General features: G+C 63.2%; 11 protein-coding genes. 10 read left to right on the plus strand and 1 reads right to left on the minus strand.

What is annotated here, in order from left to right:
* The first annotated feature begins 14 nt into the window (after positions 1 to 14).
* The 3 genes from BHC62_RS20405 to BHC62_RS20415 all read left to right on the plus strand — a co-directional run bounded on the left by BHC62_RS20405 (position 15) and on the right by BHC62_RS20415 (position 2870).
* Positions 15 to 1325 (plus strand): C4-dicarboxylate transporter DctA, encoded by a 1311-nt coding sequence (locus tag BHC62_RS20405; RefSeq protein ID WP_029294804.1) that lies wholly within the window; start codon positions 15 to 17, stop codon positions 1323 to 1325.
* Positions 1326 to 1475: 150 nt separating this feature from the next.
* Positions 1476 to 2177 (plus strand): FadR/GntR family transcriptional regulator, encoded by a 702-nt coding sequence (locus BHC62_RS20410; protein ID WP_029294803.1) that lies wholly within the window; start codon positions 1476 to 1478, stop codon positions 2175 to 2177.
* A gap of 15 nt (positions 2178 to 2192) precedes the next feature.
* The gene (locus tag BHC62_RS20415; RefSeq protein WP_070995941.1) at positions 2193 to 2870 is read left to right on the plus strand and encodes a GntR family transcriptional regulator; all 678 of its coding nucleotides are present in this window, start codon (positions 2193 to 2195) and stop codon (positions 2868 to 2870) included.
* Positions 2871 to 3465: 595 nt separating this feature from the next.
* Here BHC62_RS20415 and BHC62_RS20420 read toward each other — a convergent pair.
* Positions 3466 to 8325 carry an NAD-glutamate dehydrogenase gene (locus tag BHC62_RS20420; RefSeq protein WP_029294799.1) on the minus strand — a complete coding sequence of 1620 codons (4860 nt, stop codon included), beginning with the start codon at positions 8323 to 8325 and terminating at the stop codon, positions 3466 to 3468.
* A gap of 447 nt (positions 8326 to 8772) precedes the next feature.
* On the opposite strand from BHC62_RS20420, the gene BHC62_RS20425 reads away from it, so the two are divergent.
* From BHC62_RS20425 to BHC62_RS20455, 7 genes are all read left to right on the plus strand, one after another.
* Positions 8773 to 9126, plus strand: coding sequence for a hypothetical protein (locus tag BHC62_RS20425; protein ID WP_070995942.1), 354 nt, complete (start codon positions 8773 to 8775; stop codon positions 9124 to 9126).
* A 251-nt stretch (positions 9127 to 9377) separates the two neighbouring features.
* Entirely contained in the window at positions 9378 to 10337 is a 960-nt protein-coding gene (locus BHC62_RS20430) for a MoxR family ATPase (protein ID WP_003218556.1), read from the plus strand.
* A gap of 5 nt (positions 10338 to 10342) precedes the next feature.
* Positions 10343 to 11275 carry a DUF58 domain-containing protein gene (locus BHC62_RS20435; RefSeq protein ID WP_029294789.1) on the plus strand — a complete coding sequence of 311 codons (933 nt, stop codon included), beginning with the start codon at positions 10343 to 10345 and terminating at the stop codon, positions 11273 to 11275.
* On the plus strand, positions 11272 to 11766 hold the full coding sequence (locus tag BHC62_RS20440; protein ID WP_029294787.1) for a DUF4381 domain-containing protein: 495 nt from the start codon (positions 11272 to 11274) through the stop codon (positions 11764 to 11766). The genes BHC62_RS20435 and BHC62_RS20440 overlap by 4 nt, the downstream gene beginning before the upstream one ends.
* Positions 11759 to 12847 (plus strand): VWA domain-containing protein, encoded by a 1089-nt coding sequence (locus tag BHC62_RS20445; protein ID WP_029294785.1) that lies wholly within the window; start codon positions 11759 to 11761, stop codon positions 12845 to 12847. Before BHC62_RS20440 ends, BHC62_RS20445 begins: the two co-directional genes overlap by 8 nt.
* Positions 12844 to 14580, plus strand: coding sequence for a VWA domain-containing protein (locus tag BHC62_RS20450; RefSeq protein ID WP_070995943.1), 1737 nt, complete (start codon positions 12844 to 12846; stop codon positions 14578 to 14580). The genes BHC62_RS20445 and BHC62_RS20450 overlap by 4 nt, the downstream gene beginning before the upstream one ends.
* Entirely contained in the window at positions 14577 to 16217 is a 1641-nt protein-coding gene (locus tag BHC62_RS20455) for a BatD family protein (RefSeq protein WP_070995944.1), read from the plus strand. The genes BHC62_RS20450 and BHC62_RS20455 overlap by 4 nt, the downstream gene beginning before the upstream one ends.
* The last annotated feature ends 108 nt before the right edge of the window (positions 16218 to 16325 follow it).

The raw sequence follows: 16325 nt of genomic DNA on the forward strand, positions 1-16325 counted from the left end.
TAGAGATCCTTCCCATGCTCAGATGGTGCTCGCGTTCGATTTTCCTGCAAGTCGTCATAGGCCTGATGCTCGGCATCGCTTGTGGCCTGGCCCTTCCCGAATTCTCCTCACAACTCAAACCCCTGGGTGACGGCTTTATCAAGCTGATCAAGATGCTGATCGGCCTGATCGTGTTCTGTGTGGTGGTCAGCGGCATCTCCGGGGCCGGCGACCTGAAGAAGGTCGGGCGCATCGGCCTCAAGTCGGTGATCTACTTTGAAATCCTCACCACTATCGCTCTGGTGCTTGGCCTGGTGCTGGCCTTCAGTACCGGGATCGGCAGCGGGGCCAATATCCACCTGGAGCAGTTGTCATCTGCCGGCCTCAATGAATTGGCGGATCGCGGCCAGCATATCAAGGGCACCAGCCAGTTCCTGATGGACCTGATCCCCAACTCGGTGATCGGCGCCTTTGCCGACAACAACGTGTTGCAGGTGCTGTTGTTCTCGGTGCTGTTTGGCAGCGCGCTGAACCTGGTGGGTGAAGCGGCCTCGGGCATTTCGCGACTGATCAATGAGTTGAGCCATGTGATCTTCCGCATCATGGGCATGATCGTGCGCCTGGCGCCGATTGGTGTGTTCGGTGCCATCGCCTTTACCACCAGCACTTACGGCCTGGACTCGCTGCAACACCTGGGCAGCCTGGTGGGTTTGTTCTACCTCACGTGCATGGCCTTCGTCGCCATAATCCTCGGCGCCGTGATGCGGTTTTCGGGCCTGCGGATGTTGCCGCTGCTCAAATACCTGCGCGAAGAACTGCTGATCGTGATGGGCACCGCCTCGTCCGACGCCGTGCTGCCACAGATCATGCGTAAACTGGAGCACCTGGGCATTGGCAGTTCCACCGTCGGCCTGGTGATCCCCACCGGTTACTCGTTCAACCTCGATGGTTTTTCGATCTACCTGACCCTGGCCATCGTGTTTATCGCCAACGCCACCGGTACGCCGTTGTCGATGACCGACCTGCTGACCATCCTGCTGGTATCGCTGATTACCTCCAAGGGCGCCCACGGCATACCGGGCTCGGCCCTGGTGATTCTGGCGGCAACCCTCACTGCCATCCCCGCCATCCCGGTGGTGGGCCTGGTGCTGGTGTTGGCGGTGGACTGGTTCATGGGGATCGGCCGGGCGCTGACCAACCTGATCGGCAACTGCGTAGCCACCGTCGCCATTGCCCGCTGGGAAAAGGACATTGATATCCAACGGGCCAACAAGGTGCTCGATGGGCAGCAAGGCTATGCGTTCCAGGCCAAGAAACCGGTGCTGCCGGTTCATCAGGAGTTCTGAACCTTCCCCACACACTGCAGGAGCGAGCTTGTTCGCGAAAAACTTCAAGGCACCGCGCGCACCCAGTCTGCCCGCGTTATCGTTGACGGTCTTCGCGAGCAAGCTCGCTCCTACCGTTGAAGGGTTATTTAAATTCAAGGAGCCCACGACGTGATCAGCACCTCAACCGTCGTCAATTCAGTCGTAGAAAAACTGCGCGCTGCCCTGGCCCGCGGCCAGTGGCGGCGCGGGGAGATGCTGCCCGGCCAGCGCGAATTGGCCGAACAACTGGGCATCAGCCGCCCTAGCCTGCGCGAGGCAGTGATCGTGCTGGAAACCCTCGGCCTGGTACGCTCGATGCCCGGCAAAGGCGTGGTCGTACTGGAAACCAGTGTCAACGACCCCCAGGCCCATGACGCGGTGGCCGATGCCAGCCTCGCCGATATCCTGCAACTGCGCTACACCCTGGAGCCGTTTATCGTCGGCCTGGTGGCCCAGTCCATCACCAGCAAGGAAATCGGGCAACTGCGCCTGACCTTGATGGACATGCGCGAAGCCCTGGAAGCCAACGACAGTGAAGCGGGGATGAACGCCTACATTGCCTTCCACGAAGAGCTGTTCGCCCTGACCTCCAACCCCATCTTCCAGAACGTGGTGCAACAGACCAGCAACGCCCTCAAGCAAAGCGCCCAGGTGTTGCGCAACTCCCCCGAGCACCTGGCCGAGCGCCTGCAGGAAAACGAAGCCGTGGTGCGCGCCATCCGCAACAAGAACAGCGCCCTGGCCAGCGCCGAAATGCGCCGCCACATCCTCAACGAGGGCCAGCGCATGGGCACCGCCCTGAACATTCCCGACGATCATCTCGGCAGCTGACTTTGGAGACTGGCCATGAGCGCTCACGCCTTGCAACGCAACATCGTTGTCACCGCCCCGCCCGCCATGCGCCTGGTGCCCGGCAAGCGGCCGTCGGTGGAAGACCTCTACCCGCGCCTGTTCGATGCCATCCTGGAACAGCGCATCGTACCCACCAGCCGCTTTACCGAAGAAGGCCTGGCCCAGGAATTTGGTGTCAGCCGCAGCGTACTGCGCCGGGTCCTGGCACGCCTGGCCGAACAGCAAGTGATCATCCTGCGCCCCAACCTGCGCGCCCAGGTGGCGGCGCCGGATGCCGAGCAGGTGAAACATATTCTTGAAGCGCGGCGCTTGATGGAAGTGACCGTGGTGCAACTGGCGTGCGCGCAGGCCAACCCAGGGCAAGTGCGGCGCCTACGCGAACTGGTGGCCCGCCAGCGGGCATGCGTGGAACAAGGCCAGCAAGGCCCGGCCATCCGCCTGTGTGGGGAGTTTCACCTGTTGCTGGCGGCCATTGCGGGGAACCGGCCATTGGCGCAGTTCCTTAATAGCCTGGTGCCATTGACCTCGCTGGTCATTGCCCGGCAAGGGGCGTTCTCCGGCGCCTGGCGTGAGCAGGCAGAGATTGTCGAAGCGGTGGAGCGCAAGGATGCGGGCACGGCCGCAGGATTGATGGGCCGGTATCTGGATCACCTGGAGTCGAAGCTTTCGTAAGCCCGTGGCGATCAACATGGGGGAACTGGCCTGCGATAGCGGTGGGTCAGTTGATACATCTCTGCCTGAACGGACGCCATCGCGGGCAAGCCCGCTCCCACAGGGGGTCTTTGTCGGGCAGAGTATTTTGGCCACACCACAAATCAAAGGTGGGAGTTGGCTTGCCGGCGATGGCGGTGGGTCAGTCGATGCATATGTGGCTGGACCACCGCCTTCGCGAGCAAGCCCGCTCCCACAGGGGGTCTTTGTCGGGCAGAGTATTTTGGCCACACCACAAATCAAAGGTGGGAGCTGGCTTGCCGGCGATGGCGGTGGGTCAGTTGATACATTTCTGCCTGAACGGGCGCCATCGCGGGCAAGCCCGCTCCCACAGGGGATCTTTGTCGGGCAGAGTATTTTGGTCGCACCACAAATCAAAGGTGGGAGCTGGCTTGCCGGCGATGGCGGTGGGTCATTTGATACATCTCTGCCTGAACGGACGCTATCGCGGGCAAGCCCGCTCCCACATTTTGGGTTCCTACATTGAACCGGAGTAAAACAAAAAGCCCCGTATCTCGCGATACGGGGCTTTTGTTTTTAGCGCTCTAGCGGCTGATTACAGCACCGCCTGACCGCTCATTGCCAGGTCCAGCAGTTCACGGTTGGCTACCGCGTACATGGCGTAGTCCGTACCCACCGCAGCACGGATTTCCACCATCATCGCGCGCCAGCGCTCGACCATGCTCGCATTCTGCTCAAGCCACAGGGCCACGCGGGCTTCCATGTCTTCTGGCGCGTCGGCCATTTGCAGAACCTTGATGGTGATCGCCCGTTGCTGCCAGTCCACGTCATCGCGGAAGGCTTCGCGGGCCTGGGCCTGCCAGTTGTTGCCCACCGGCAGATCGCTGATCTGCTGCAGGTACCATGGCAAGTCCAGGGCGCTGCCCACGGCGAAGTAGGCCTTGGCCACATCGGCGGCGCTCTGGCCGGTCACGTCGGCGGCCTCGATGATCGGCAGCAGGGTGTACAGGTGCGTGGTACCCGCCACCATGCGCGCCAGCAACTCCGGGACACCGGCTTGAACATACGCCTGGTAACGGTTCTGCCAGCCTTCGCGGGTCGGGCCTTCCAGCAGTTCGTCCAGCTTGAGGCCCAACGCTGCCAGATGCGGGCCGAAGTGCGCCACATCACGCGCCGCATCCTGCTCATTGCGACGGCTGCGCAGGAACCAGCGCGTGGCACGGCGACCCAGGCGCATCAGCTCATCCATCAACGCCAGTTGCACTTCAGCCGACACCTGGTGGTCCAGGGCTTCGATCTGACGGAACCAGTGTGGGAGGTGGAAGATGTCACGCACGATCACATAGGCACCGGCCACGTTGGCCGGGCTCATGCCAGTCGACTCTTTGAGCCGCTGCACGAAAGTGATGCCCATGTGGTTGACCAGGTCGTTGGCGATCTGGGTGCTGACGATCTCGCGCTTGAGGCGATGGCGACGCATGGCCTCGGAGAACTTGGCCACCAGGCTCGGCGGGAACGCGGTCTCCATGTCACGGGTCAGGTAGTCGTCATCCGGGACCAGGGACTTGAGCAGCGCTTCCTTGAGGTCGATCTTGCTGTACGAGATCAGCACCGACAGCTCTGGACGGGTCAGGCCCTTGCCGGTGGTGGCGCGCTCGACGAGCTGCTCCTCGGTCGGCAGGTACTCGATGGCGCGGTCCAGCTTGCCACGGCCTTCCAGGTCGCTCATCAGGCGCTTGTACTCGGCAGCACGCTCGTAGGCTTTGCGTGCGGCCAGGGACAGGGCCTGGGTCTGCTTGTAGTTGTTGCCCAACACCAGGTTGCCGACTTCATCGGTCATGCTCGCCAGCAACTGGTTGCGTTGCTTGTCGGTCATGTCGCCAGCCTGCACCACTTCGTTGAGCAGGATCTTGATGTTCACTTCGTGGTCGGAGCAGTCCACGCCACCGGCGTTGTCGATGAAGTCGGTGTTGGAGCCGCCGCCATTGAGGCCGAATTCCACACGACCCAGTTGGGTCATGCCCAGGTTACCGCCCTCGCCCACTACCTTGCAGCGCAGCTCGTTGCCGTTGACGCGCAGCGCGTCGTTGGCCTTGTCGCCCACATCGGCGTGACTCTCGGTGCTGGCCTTGACGTAGGTGCCGATCCCGCCGTTCCACAACAGGTCCACCGGTGCCTTGAGCAAGGCGTTCAGCAGTTCGGTCGGGGTCAGTTTGTCGGCCTGGATGTCGAAGCGTTCTTTCATCTGTGGCGAGATGGCGATGCTTTTGGCACTGCGCGAGAAGATCCCGCCGCCTTCAGACATGATGCTGGTGTCGTAGTCGCTCCAGGCCGAACGCGGCAGCTCGAACATGCGCTGACGCTCGACGAAGCTGGTGGCCGGGTTCGGGTTTGGATCGATGAAGATGTGCAGGTGGTTAAAGGCGGCGACCAGTTGCAGCTTGTCGGACATCAACAAGCCGTTGCCAAACACGTCACCGGCCATATCACCGACGCCCACCACCGTGATGCTGTCTTCCTGCACGTTGATGCCGCGCTCACGGAAGTGTCGCTGCACACCGACCCACGCGCCCTTGGCGGTGATGCCCATCTTCTTGTGGTCGTAACCGGCCGAACCACCGGAAGCAAACGCATCGCCCAGCCAGAAGCCGTAGTCGATGGCGATGCCGTTGGCGATATCGGAGAAGGTCGCGGTGCCTTTGTCGGCCGCCACTACCAGGTACGGGTCATCGTTGTCGTGGCGCACCACGTTCAACGGAGGCACCAGGGCGCCGTCTTTCAGGTTGTCGGTAATGTCCAACAGGCCGGAAATGAAGATGCGGTAGCAGGCAATGCCCTCGGCCGCGATCTCGTCCCGGCTGCCGCCCAATGGCAGGCGACGCGGCAGGAAGCCGCCCTTGGCGCCGACCGGCACGATCACCGAGTTCTTCACCTGCTGGGCTTTTACCAGGCCCAGCACTTCGGTACGGAAGTCTTCTTCACGGTCGGACCAGCGCAGGCCGCCACGGGCGACGTTGCCAAAGCGCAGGTGCACGCCTTCGACGCGCGGCGAGTAGACGAAGATTTCAAACTTCGGCACTGGCTTGGGCAACTCGGGAATGGCGTGCGGGTTGAACTTGAAGCTGAAGTACGACTTGTTCTGGCCGTTGGCGTCAGCCTGGTAGAAGTTGGTACGCAGGGTGGCCTTGATCAGGTCCAGGTAGCGCCGCAGGATCCGGTCTTCATTGAGCACCTGAACGTCATCCAGGGCGGTGAGGATCGCTTGTTCCAGGCGTTGCTGCTTGTCTTCCAGGTCGTCGGCGGTGAGCTTGCGCGCCAGGTAGAAGCGGGTCTTGAACAACCGGGTCAACTCGCGAGCGATGTCGGTGTGGTTGTTCAGGGTGCTGGCGATATAGCCCAAGTCAAAGCCCAGGCGGATCTGCTTGAGGTAACGGGCGTAGGCACGCAGCAGCGCCACGTCACGCCATGGCAGGCCGGCGGTCAGTACCAGGCGGTTGAACGCATCGTTCTCGGCATCGCCGTTGACGATATGCACGAACGCGTCCTGCAGGGTGTCGTTGAGCTGTTGGATATCGAGGTTCAGGCCTTCGGCGGCGGTGAACGCAAAATCGTGGATCCAGAACTCGCGGCCATTGGCGTGGCGCAGGCGGTACGGGAACTCACCCAGCACGCGCAGGCCGAGGTTTTCCAGGATCGGCAGCACGTCGGACAGCGCCAGCGGGGTATCGGCGTGATACAGCTTGCAGTGCAGTTCCTGCTGGCCGGTCACATGGCCCAGCGGCTGATAGAAGCTCATGACCAGCGGCTTGGCTTCGGTCAGGTTCAACAGGTGCTGCATGTCGACCACGGCCGAGTGCGCGGCAAAGCGCTCGCGGTAGCCGGCGGGGAAGCCCTTGGGGAAGTCCGCCAGCACGTTGGTGCCGTGGGCTTCGCCGAAGCTTTCGACCACCAGGCTCGCGTAGTCGTCCTGCCAGCTGCGGCAGGCCTGCACCACTTCCTTTTCCAGCAGCAGCGGGTCGATATCCAGGCGATTCTTCGGGTCAACCCGCAGGATCAGCTGTACACGGGCCAGCACGGATTCGGAGAAGAAGGTCCAGAATTCGCAGTCCGAGGCCTTCAGGCGATCCATCAGCACTTGCTGGATCTTCTGGCGCACTTCGGTGGAGTAGATATCACGCGGCACGTAGGCCAGGCAGTAGCAGAAGCGGCCGTATGGGTCTTTGCGCAGGAACACGCGGATCTTGTTGCGTTCCTGGATCTGCACGATCGACATCACGGTGCTGAACAGCTCGTCCACCGGGGTCTGGAACAGATCGTCGCGGGGCAGTACTTCGACCACCTGGGCCAGTTCCTTGCCTAGGTGCGCCTTGGCCTGGAAGCCCGAACGGCGTTCGATCTCCGCGACCTTGCGGCGGATATACGGAATTACCCGCACGCTTTCGCCGTACACCGAGGAGGTGTAGAGGCCCATGAAACGGCATTCCTTGATGACCTTGCCGCTGGCATCGATCTGGCGGATCGACACGTAGTCGGGGTAAGCCGGACGGTGTACACGGCTTGGGTGCGCAGCCTTGGCGAACGACAATACTGTCGGTTCGCGCAGGTAGGCCACGGCGTAGTCTTCGATGCGCAGGTCTTCGGCAGTGAGGCCGGCGCGCAGCAGCTTGGTCAGGCCGAGGAAGGAATCGGCGTCATACTCCAGATGGCCGCCGTCCTGCTCGTCGCGTACCACAAATTCTTCATAGCCCAGGAAGGTGAAGTGGTTGCCCACCAGCCATTCCAGGAAGCTCTTGATCTCGGCCTTTTCTTCGCCCTCGATGGCGAACTGGCTGTTGTCGATACCGTCCAGCAGTTCCTGGACCTTAGCCTTCATCGGCTCGAAATCAGCCACGGCCACGCGCACTTCGCCCAATACCTGCTGAAGCTCCGTGCTCAGCACGTTCAGCTCGGCGGCATTGGCGCAGCGGTCGATCTCCAGGTACATCAGCGATTCTTGCAGGACGTCTTCGCCCTGGGTGCCTTTGGGCAGGATTTCCAGCAGCTCGCCCTTCTTGCCACGGCGCACGCTGAGTACGGTGGTTTGCAGGGTGTGGATGCTGTAGCCGCGGCGGTTCAGTTCGGTGCGTACCGAATCGACGAGGAACGGCAGGTCATGGTGCAAGACCTCGACCGCGGTGTGGGTCGACTGCCAGCCGTGGCGTTCGTAATCGGGGTTGTAGACGCGCACTTGCGGCTGGGTGTGATCAAAGCGCTCAAGCAGGCGCCAGGCAGACAGGGAGCAACCGGCCAGGTCGGACATGCGACGCTGGGTCAACTCGTCCAGGGAAATGATGCCGAAGAATTGTTCAGCGAACAGCGCCACTTGTGGCAGTGCCTGTTCACTGATGTGCTGCGCCAGTGCCGCTTGCAGTTGATGCTGGAAGTCGGCTTTGCTGGCTGCGGTGAAGAACGCCATCTGTGGTACTCCGCTTGGGCTTGTTATTGATGGAAGCGTCGCGTGTTATCCCCTTGCGGGGAGACCGTCATTTCTGTTCGTCGGTAACCATAAACGAATCAGGGTGACAGGTGGGTGAAGCTGGACAAGACAATGAGGTCACATGCCGCTGGCGGATGACGGTACAACGGGCAGGTCAGCGTCACGCTGCAGGCACATACGTTGCGCAGCTTAACGAGTGTGGGAAGCGGCCTGCTTGCGATGCTGCGACATATTCGGTCATCAGCACGCAGCGCACCGGTTGCAATTTGTGCAACCTGAAATAACCGGTTGCAAAACAGGCTATTTTCCAGCCCGCGAGTGCCAGAAATGACTGATCCGGCCCCTGAGGTCATAACAGCATGCAGCACAAAATCGGCCGCAATGGCACAATTGCCACGCTGCGCCCTCTCCCACACAGGATTCCCCATGCAATTGACCACCGCCCACCTGCTCGCCACCCCGTGCGATGACGAAGAAGACAACATGGCCATGCTCTGCTGCCACGGCACCAATGGCGAGATGTTCATGCTGTCCCGTTATCCGGATGAGGACGAGGTGGAGCTGACCTGGGACTACGAACCTTCGACCCTGGACGGTTTGAAGATCACCCTGGGCGCGACCACCTTGCTGGTAGAGATTGGCGCGGCAGACAAGGACGCACTGGGTGGCAGCGATCACCTGCAGATCAAGCACAGCACGCCGGAATCGGACCTGGCCGAGGTAGAAGAAACCTTGCAGAACATTCTCAAGGGCACCGGCACTTATATCCGCAAGCCTTGATTGGCGGCTGCAAAATCGCCATCGCGGGCAAGCCCACTCCCACATTTGAACGCGCCACAATCCAAATGTGGGAGCGGGCTTACCCGCGATGAGGCCCTCATCGACGCCAAAAACCTCAGACCTTTCCCACAAACCCCAAAAAATACCCCCCGGTTCGTTAGTCGCCAGCCCCTCCAATGCATTAAAGTAAGCCCCCCAGGCCCTGGCATTTTTCACACGCCCCAGGCTCATCTTTCCAGGAACCGTCATCGATGGAACATCGTGAAGCGCTGCTCGCGCTGCGAACCTTTCTTTCTACGCAGATTCTCGGCCAGGAAAAACTCATCGAGCGCCTGCTCATTGCCCTGCTCGCCGACGGCCATATGCTGGTAGAAGGCGCTCCCGGCCTGGCCAAGACCAAGGCCATCAAAGAGCTCGCCGAAGGCATCGAAGCACAGTTCCATCGCATCCAGTTCACCCCCGACCTGTTGCCCGCCGACATCACCGGCACCGAAATCTATCGCCCGGAAACCGGCAGCTTCGTGTTCCAGCAAGGGCCGATCTTCCACAACCTGGTGCTGGCGGACGAGATCAACCGTGCCCCGGCCAAAGTGCAATCGGCCCTGCTCGAAGCCATGGCCGAGCGCCAGGTCAGCGTCGGGCGCAGTACCTACGAACTGTCACCGCTGTTTTTGGTGATGGCCACGCAAAACCCCATCGAGCAGGAAGGCACCTACCCCCTGCCTGAAGCCCAGCTCGACCGCTTCCTGATGCACGTCAAGATCGGCTTCCCCGACGCTGCCGTGGAGCGCCGCATCCTGCAACAGGCCCGTGGCGAAGCCCTCAATGGCGAGACCAAGCCCGAGCGGCGGGTCAGCCAGCAGGCGATTTTTGCCGCGCGCAAGGAAATCCTCGGCCTGTACATGGCCGATGCCGTGGAGGAATACCTGGTGCAACTGGTCATGGCCACCCGCACCCCGGCCAAGTTCGACCCGGAGATGGCCGAGTGGATCGCCTACGGCGCCAGCCCTCGGGGCTCGATCGCCCTCGACCGCTGCGCCCGGGCCCACGCCTGGCTGGCCGGGCGCGACTTTGTCAGCCCCGAAGATATCCAGGCGGTGCTGTTCGACGTGTTGCGCCACCGCATCATCCTGTCCTTTGAAGCCGAAGCGGCCGGTATCGACCAGGACCGTGTGGTGCAACGCATTCTCGACGTCGTTGCCGTCGCTTGAGCCCCATGAACGCCGGCGATGGAATCCGTATTTCCCTCAGCGAGTTGATCGAGATGCGTCATCGCGTGCGGGAGGTGCAGCTGTTTTCGACGCCGAGCCAGCGCAGCCCGTTGATCGGCCTGCACCACTCCAAGCTGCGCGGGCGCGGGGTCGACTTCGATCAGGTGCGGGTGTACCAGGCGGGTGACGATGTGCGCACCATCGACTGGCGGGTCACGGCGCGTACCCAGGAGCCCCACACCAAGCTGTTCCATGAAGAGCGCGAGCGGCCGATCTTTATCATGGTCGAGCAAAGCTGCCGGCTGTTCTTCGGCTCCGGGCTGATGTTCAAGTCGGTTCTCGCAGCGCAAGCCGCGAGCCTGATCGGCTGGGCCGCGCTGGGGCACAACGACCGGGTGGGCGGCCTGGTGTTCGGTGATAACGAGCACTATGAAATCAAGCCACGACGCAGCAAGCAAAGCCTGCTGCAACTGCTCAACCGCCTGGTACGGGTCAACCAGAGCCTCGACACCGAGAGCCGCCCCGAAGCCGATGCCCTGGGCATGGCCCTGCGCCGTGGCCGCGAAGTACTGCGCCCCGGCAGCCTGGTGATTGTGATCTGCGATGAACGTGCCCTGACCGAAGGTGCTGAACAACAACTGAGTTTGTTGTCGCGCCATTGCGACCTGTTGCTGCTGCCCGTCTCGGACCCGTTGGACCACGCCCTGCCCGCCGCCGGCCTGCTGCGCTTTGCCGAACGGGGCGCACAACTGGAAATCGACACCTTGAACTTCGAGCTGCGCCAAGCCTACAAGGCCCAGGCCGAAGCCCGCATCGCCCGCTGGGAACTGCTCGCGCAAAAGCTACGGGTATTGCTGATGCCCTTGAGCACCCAGAGCGAAATGGTCGAGCAACTGCGCGAATACCTCAACCCGCAACGCCCGGTGAAAAAGCCATGAGCAGCTTGGACCAACTGCAACCGCTGATTGCCCCGCCGGCCATTGGGTTCTGGCCTCCGGCGCCCGGCTGGTGGCTGTTGCTGGGGTTGATCCCCCTGCTGGGTTGGGGCCTGTGGTGGCTGCGCCGCTTTCTGCCGGGCAAACGCCCGCTGGCCCGGGCCGAACAACCCCTGGACCCCGTGCGCATCGCCGCCCTCGCGGAACTGGCGCTGATGCCCAAACCCTACGATGGCGCGCCGGCCGGCGCCTGGCTGCAGCAACTCAACGGCCTGCTCAAGCGCCTGTGCCGCAACGACTACCCCTACAGCCAAAGCCACACCCTCAATGGGCGCAAATGGCTGGCGTTTCTCGACAACCGCTGCCCGGCGGCCGGCCTGACGCGGTGGATGGTGCTGGTGGAAGGCACGTACAAACCCGAATGCAAACTCGACGACAAGGCCATCGCCGGCCTGACGCAAGCCGTCGACACGTGGATTCGCAAGCATGTTTGAGTTCGCCTGGCCGTGGATCTTTGCCCTGTTGCCCCTGCCGTGGGTGATGCGCCTGATCCTGCCGGTAGCCGACAGTGGCGAGCCGGCCTTGAAGGTCAGCTTCCTCGGCGACCTCGAAGGCCTGGCCCGGCGCCGCGCGCGCATCAACCTGCCGGGTTGGCGCCAACAAGCGCCATTCGTGGTCCTGTGGCTGTTGCTGCTGACCGCCGCGGCGCGCCCGGAATGGCTCGGCGAGCCGCTGCCCATTGCCGCCAGCGGCCGCGACCTGCTGGTGGCGGTGGATGTGTCAGGCTCCATGGACTTCCCCGATATGCAGTGGCAGGACGAAGACGTCAGCCGCTTGAGCCTGGTCAAACACCTGCTGGGGGACTTTCTGGAGAGCCGCGAGGGTGATCGCGTCGGCCTGATCCTGTTTGGCAGCCAGGCCTACCTGCAGGCGCCGCTGACCTTCGACCGGCGCACCGTGCGCACCTGGCTGGATGAGGCGCGCATCGGCATTGCTGGTAAAAACACGGCGATTGGCGATGCCATCGGCCTGGCCCTCAAGCGCCTGCGGCAGCGCCCGGCACAAAGCCGGGTGCTGATCCTCGTGACCGACGGTGCCAACAATGGCGGCGAAATCGACCCGCTGACCGCCGCGCGCCTGGCGGCCGAAGAAGGCGTGAAGATCTACCCCATCGGCATCGGCGCCAACCCGGAGCAGACCGGCACCCTGGGCATGCTCGGCCTCAATCCCAGCCTGGATCTGGATGAGCCGGCGCTCAAGGCCATCGCCCAAACCACCGGTGGGCAGTATTTCCGCGCCCACGACGGTGCAGAGCTGCAAGCGATCAAGGAAACCCTTGACCAGTTGGAGCCGGTGGCGCAACAACCGACCCAGGCCCGCCCGACCCAGGCGCTGTACAGCGGGCCATTGGCCCTGGCGCTGTTTCTGAGCCTGTTGCTGGTGATCCAGGAGCGCTGGCCGGACAACGCCCTGCAACGCCTGCTCAATAAACTGTCGACCAAGGGCCACTTCCTGCAACAGCACCCACAATGGCGCCAACGCCTTCAACGCCTGCGCTTGCGGAGGCGTCGATGATCGCTTTATGGCCGCACTGGTTTCGTCCCTGGTGGCTGTTGCTGCTGCCCGTGCTCGGCTGGTTGCTGTGGCAACTGTGGCATCGACAAAAGCGCGCCGGGCGCTGGCAGATGATCCTGCCACCCGCCTTCCATGCCGCCCTGCTCAGTGGCGGCAATGGTCGGGAAAGCAAGTCGCCGTGGTTGTTGCTGGGCCTGGCCTGGTTGCTGGCGGTGCTGGCCTTGCTTGGCCCCGGCTGGCAACGGGTTGAACAGATCAGCCAGAAACCCGCCGACCCGCTGGTGGTACTGCTGGAACTGACCCCCGAGATGCTCGCCACCGACAGCCCACCCAACCGCCTGGAGCAGGCGCGGCGCAAGCTGGTGGATCTGCTGCAGGCGCGCAGCGATGCGCAGACCGCCATCGTCGTGTATGCCGGGAGCGCTCATACGCTGGTGCCGCTCTCCGATGACCTGGCCACCAGCCGCAACCTGCTGGATGCCCTGCGTCCCTCGATCATGCCGCAGGCCGGCCATCGCGCCGACCTGGCGGTGGAAAAAGCCCTGGACCTGCTCAAGCACGGCGGCCTCGGCCAGGGCCGTTTGCTGTTGATTGGCTCGTCGCTGTCCAAGCAGGAACGCCAGGGCATTCGCCTGCTGCTCCAAGGCCAGGCGCCGAGCCTGTCGATCCTCGGCATTGGCAGCCGTGAAGGCACACCGGTCACCCAGGAAAGCGGCGAGTTCCTCAAGGATGAGCAAGGCGCGATCCTGATCCCGCGCCTGGACAGCCCGACGCTCAAGGCCTTCGCCAGTGAAATGGGCGGCCGCTATCGCCAGGCGCGCCTGGACGACAAAGACCTGCGCAACCTTGGCCTGCTGGACGGCCCGCAAACCCTGCGCGACGACGGCCAGCGCCTGCAGCTGGACACCTGGGCCGACCAGGGCTACTGGCTATTGCTGCCCCTGCTGCTGCTCGCCGCCTGCGCCGGTCGCCGGGGCTGGCTGTTCTGCCTGCCGCTACTGCTGCTGGCCGCACCGCAACCCAGCTACGCGTTCAGCTTTGATGACCTGTGGCTGCGCCCCGACCAACAGGGCCAATACCTGCTCAAGCACAAACGCCCGGCCGAAGCCGCCGAACACTTCGAGAACCCGCAATGGCAAGGTGTGGCCCTGTATGAAGCGGGCAACTACGCCGAGGCCGCCCGGCGCTTTGCCGAAGGCAGTGATGCCTACTCCCACTACAATCGGGGCAATGCCCTGGCCCGCGCTGGCGAGCTGGAAGCGGCGATAGACGCGTATGAACAGGCCCTGGAGGCCCAGCCGGACTTGCAGCCGGCGCTGAAAAACAAAGCCCTCGTCGAAAGCCTGTTGCTGGAAGAACCGGAACCCGAGCCTCCAGCCCCCGAAAAAAACGAGGATGACGAATCCACCCAACCCGGCCAAACTGCGCAACCAGGCGACGATGGCCAGCAAACCAGCGGCGGCGAGCAATCGCCCCAGGGCGCGGGCCAGGCGGGCACCGGCGAAAAACAGCCCGGCACCCCGCCGCCTGCGGGCAGTAACGAAGTACCCGGCAGCGAACTGGGCGACGAACAGACCACCACGCCCCCTCTGCGCCCGACGAACGACAGCCTCGACGAGGAGCACCGCCAGGCCCTGGAACAATGGCTGCGACAGATCCCGGACAACCCCGGCGAGTTGTTGCGACGCAAATTCTGGTACGAACAGCAACAACATCAGGACAAGACTCGATGAGCCGCTGCACCCCATTTGTCTTATTGCTAGCGCTGTGGGCCGCTCACGCCCAGGCGGCCGACCTGGCCGCCAGTATCGACCGCAGCCGCGTCAATTCCGGGGAAACGGTGGAGCTGACCATCGAGTCCAACGACGTCACCCAGTTCGGCAAGCCGGACCTGTCGCCCCTGGATCCGCTATTCGACGTACGCGGTACCCGCCAGATCAACCAGCTCACCACCCTCGACGGTAGCAACCACGCGACGACCCGCTGGATCATCACCTTGCAACCCAAGAGCACCGGCACGGTGGTGATCCCACCGCTGCAACTGGGCGAACTCAAGACCCAGGCGATCAGCCTGCAAGTGGACGAAACCCTGGGCCAGGACAGCGACAACCAGCTGCAACCGGTGTTCATCGAAGCCAGCCTCGACCAGAACACGGTCTACGTCCAAGCCCAGGCCCTGTTGACCGTGCGCATCTACCATTCGGTGGCGCTGTATGACGACAGCAGCCTGGCCCCTTTGCAGTTGGCCGATGCCCGGGTCGAGCAAGTGGGCGATTCACGTACCTATGAGAAAGTCATCAACGGCGTGCGCCATGGCGTGATCGAAATGCGCTACGGGATTTACCCGCAACACAGCGGGCAATTGCTGATCCCCGCACAGATGTTCAGCGCCACCATGGTCGAACCGCGCCCGGCCCAGGGCACTGCGCCCCAGGCGCCAAGGCCTGGCAAGCTGCTGCATGTCAATTCCACCGAGATCCCCCTGACGGTCAAGCCCAAGCCGGCCCTGTATCCAGCGGACGCGCCCTGGCTGCCGGCCCGCAGCCTGAGCCTGGGGGAAAGCTGGAACCCGGAACCTGCGAACGTACAGGTCGGCGACTCCCTGACCCGCATCCTTACCCTCAAGGCCGAAGGCCTGGCCAGCGCCCAGTTGCCGGCGCTGCCGAGCACCGAAATCGCCGGCCTGCGGCGTTACCCCGACCAGCCGGTACTGAGCAACCAAAACAGCGAACGCGGAGTGATAGGCAGCCGCGAAGACCGCGAAGCCCTGGTGCCCAACCGCGCCGGTGCCCTGGAATTGCCCGCCGTGGAAGTGGTGTGGTGGAACACCCACGAAGACCATCTGGAACGCACCAGCCTGCCGGCCCGCACCCTGCAAGTGGCGGTCAACCCCAGCCTGGTGGTCGACACACCGGCCACGCCTACGGTCATCACGGCACCGGATGATGGCCGCCTGTGGATCTGGCAGCTCACCAGCCTGCTCTTCGCCTGCACCACCCTGCTCGGCTACGGCCTGTGGTGGCGGGCCCGCTCACGGCCGGCGATCCTGCGCGCCGCACAGACCGGGCCTAGCCCTCGGACTTTGCTCGATGACCTCAAGCGCGCCAGCCAGGCCAACGACCCCCAGGCCACGCGCCAGGCCCTGGATGCCTGGGCCCGCCAGCAACCGGAAACCCTGGCGGACATGGCGGCGCGGTTCGTGCCCTTGTCCGATGCGCTGGATGGGTTGAATGGCGCGCTCTACAGCGAAAGCGGCCAGTATTGGCAGGGCGAAGAGTTATGGCGCGCGGTCAAGGCCATCCCCATGGCCGAGCGCGAACAGGCGCCGGTGGCAGACAGCACCAGCTTGCCGCCGCTGTATCCGAAGTAACTGCGATCCCCCCCCCGCCACGACACGCTGTGGCAATGGGCTTGCCTACAAACACTCCATCCCAACCACTCGTCGGCACTGTCAAATCTAACAGCTAGGCACTGCGCC

This window comes from Pseudomonas sp. 06C 126 (assembly GCF_001855215.1).
Classification (GTDB): domain Bacteria; phylum Pseudomonadota; class Gammaproteobacteria; order Pseudomonadales; family Pseudomonadaceae; genus Aquipseudomonas; species Aquipseudomonas proteolytica.

Bases quoted from the DNA above. Each gene is read 5' to 3' on its own strand.
- BHC62_RS20405 (WP_029294804.1), top strand. From the start codon at position 15: ATGCTCAGATGGTGCTCGCGTTCGATTTTCCTGCAAGTCGTCATAGGC.
- BHC62_RS20450 (WP_070995943.1), top strand. From the start codon at position 12,844: ATGATCGCTTTATGGCCGCACTGGTTTCGTCCCTGGTGGCTGTTGCTG.
- BHC62_RS20430 (WP_003218556.1), top strand. From the start codon at position 9,378: ATGGAACATCGTGAAGCGCTGCTCGCGCTGCGAACCTTTCTTTCTACG.
- BHC62_RS20420 (WP_029294799.1), bottom strand. From the start codon at position 8,325: ATGGCGTTCTTCACCGCAGCCAGCAAAGCCGACTTCCAGCATCAACTG.
- BHC62_RS20455 (WP_070995944.1), top strand. From the start codon at position 14,577: ATGAGCCGCTGCACCCCATTTGTCTTATTGCTAGCGCTGTGGGCCGCT.
- BHC62_RS20425 (WP_070995942.1), top strand. From the start codon at position 8,773: ATGCAATTGACCACCGCCCACCTGCTCGCCACCCCGTGCGATGACGAA.
- BHC62_RS20440 (WP_029294787.1), top strand. From the start codon at position 11,272: ATGAGCAGCTTGGACCAACTGCAACCGCTGATTGCCCCGCCGGCCATT.
- BHC62_RS20435 (WP_029294789.1), top strand. From the start codon at position 10,343: ATGAACGCCGGCGATGGAATCCGTATTTCCCTCAGCGAGTTGATCGAG.
- BHC62_RS20415 (WP_070995941.1), top strand. From the start codon at position 2,193: ATGAGCGCTCACGCCTTGCAACGCAACATCGTTGTCACCGCCCCGCCC.
- BHC62_RS20445 (WP_029294785.1), top strand. From the start codon at position 11,759: ATGTTTGAGTTCGCCTGGCCGTGGATCTTTGCCCTGTTGCCCCTGCCG.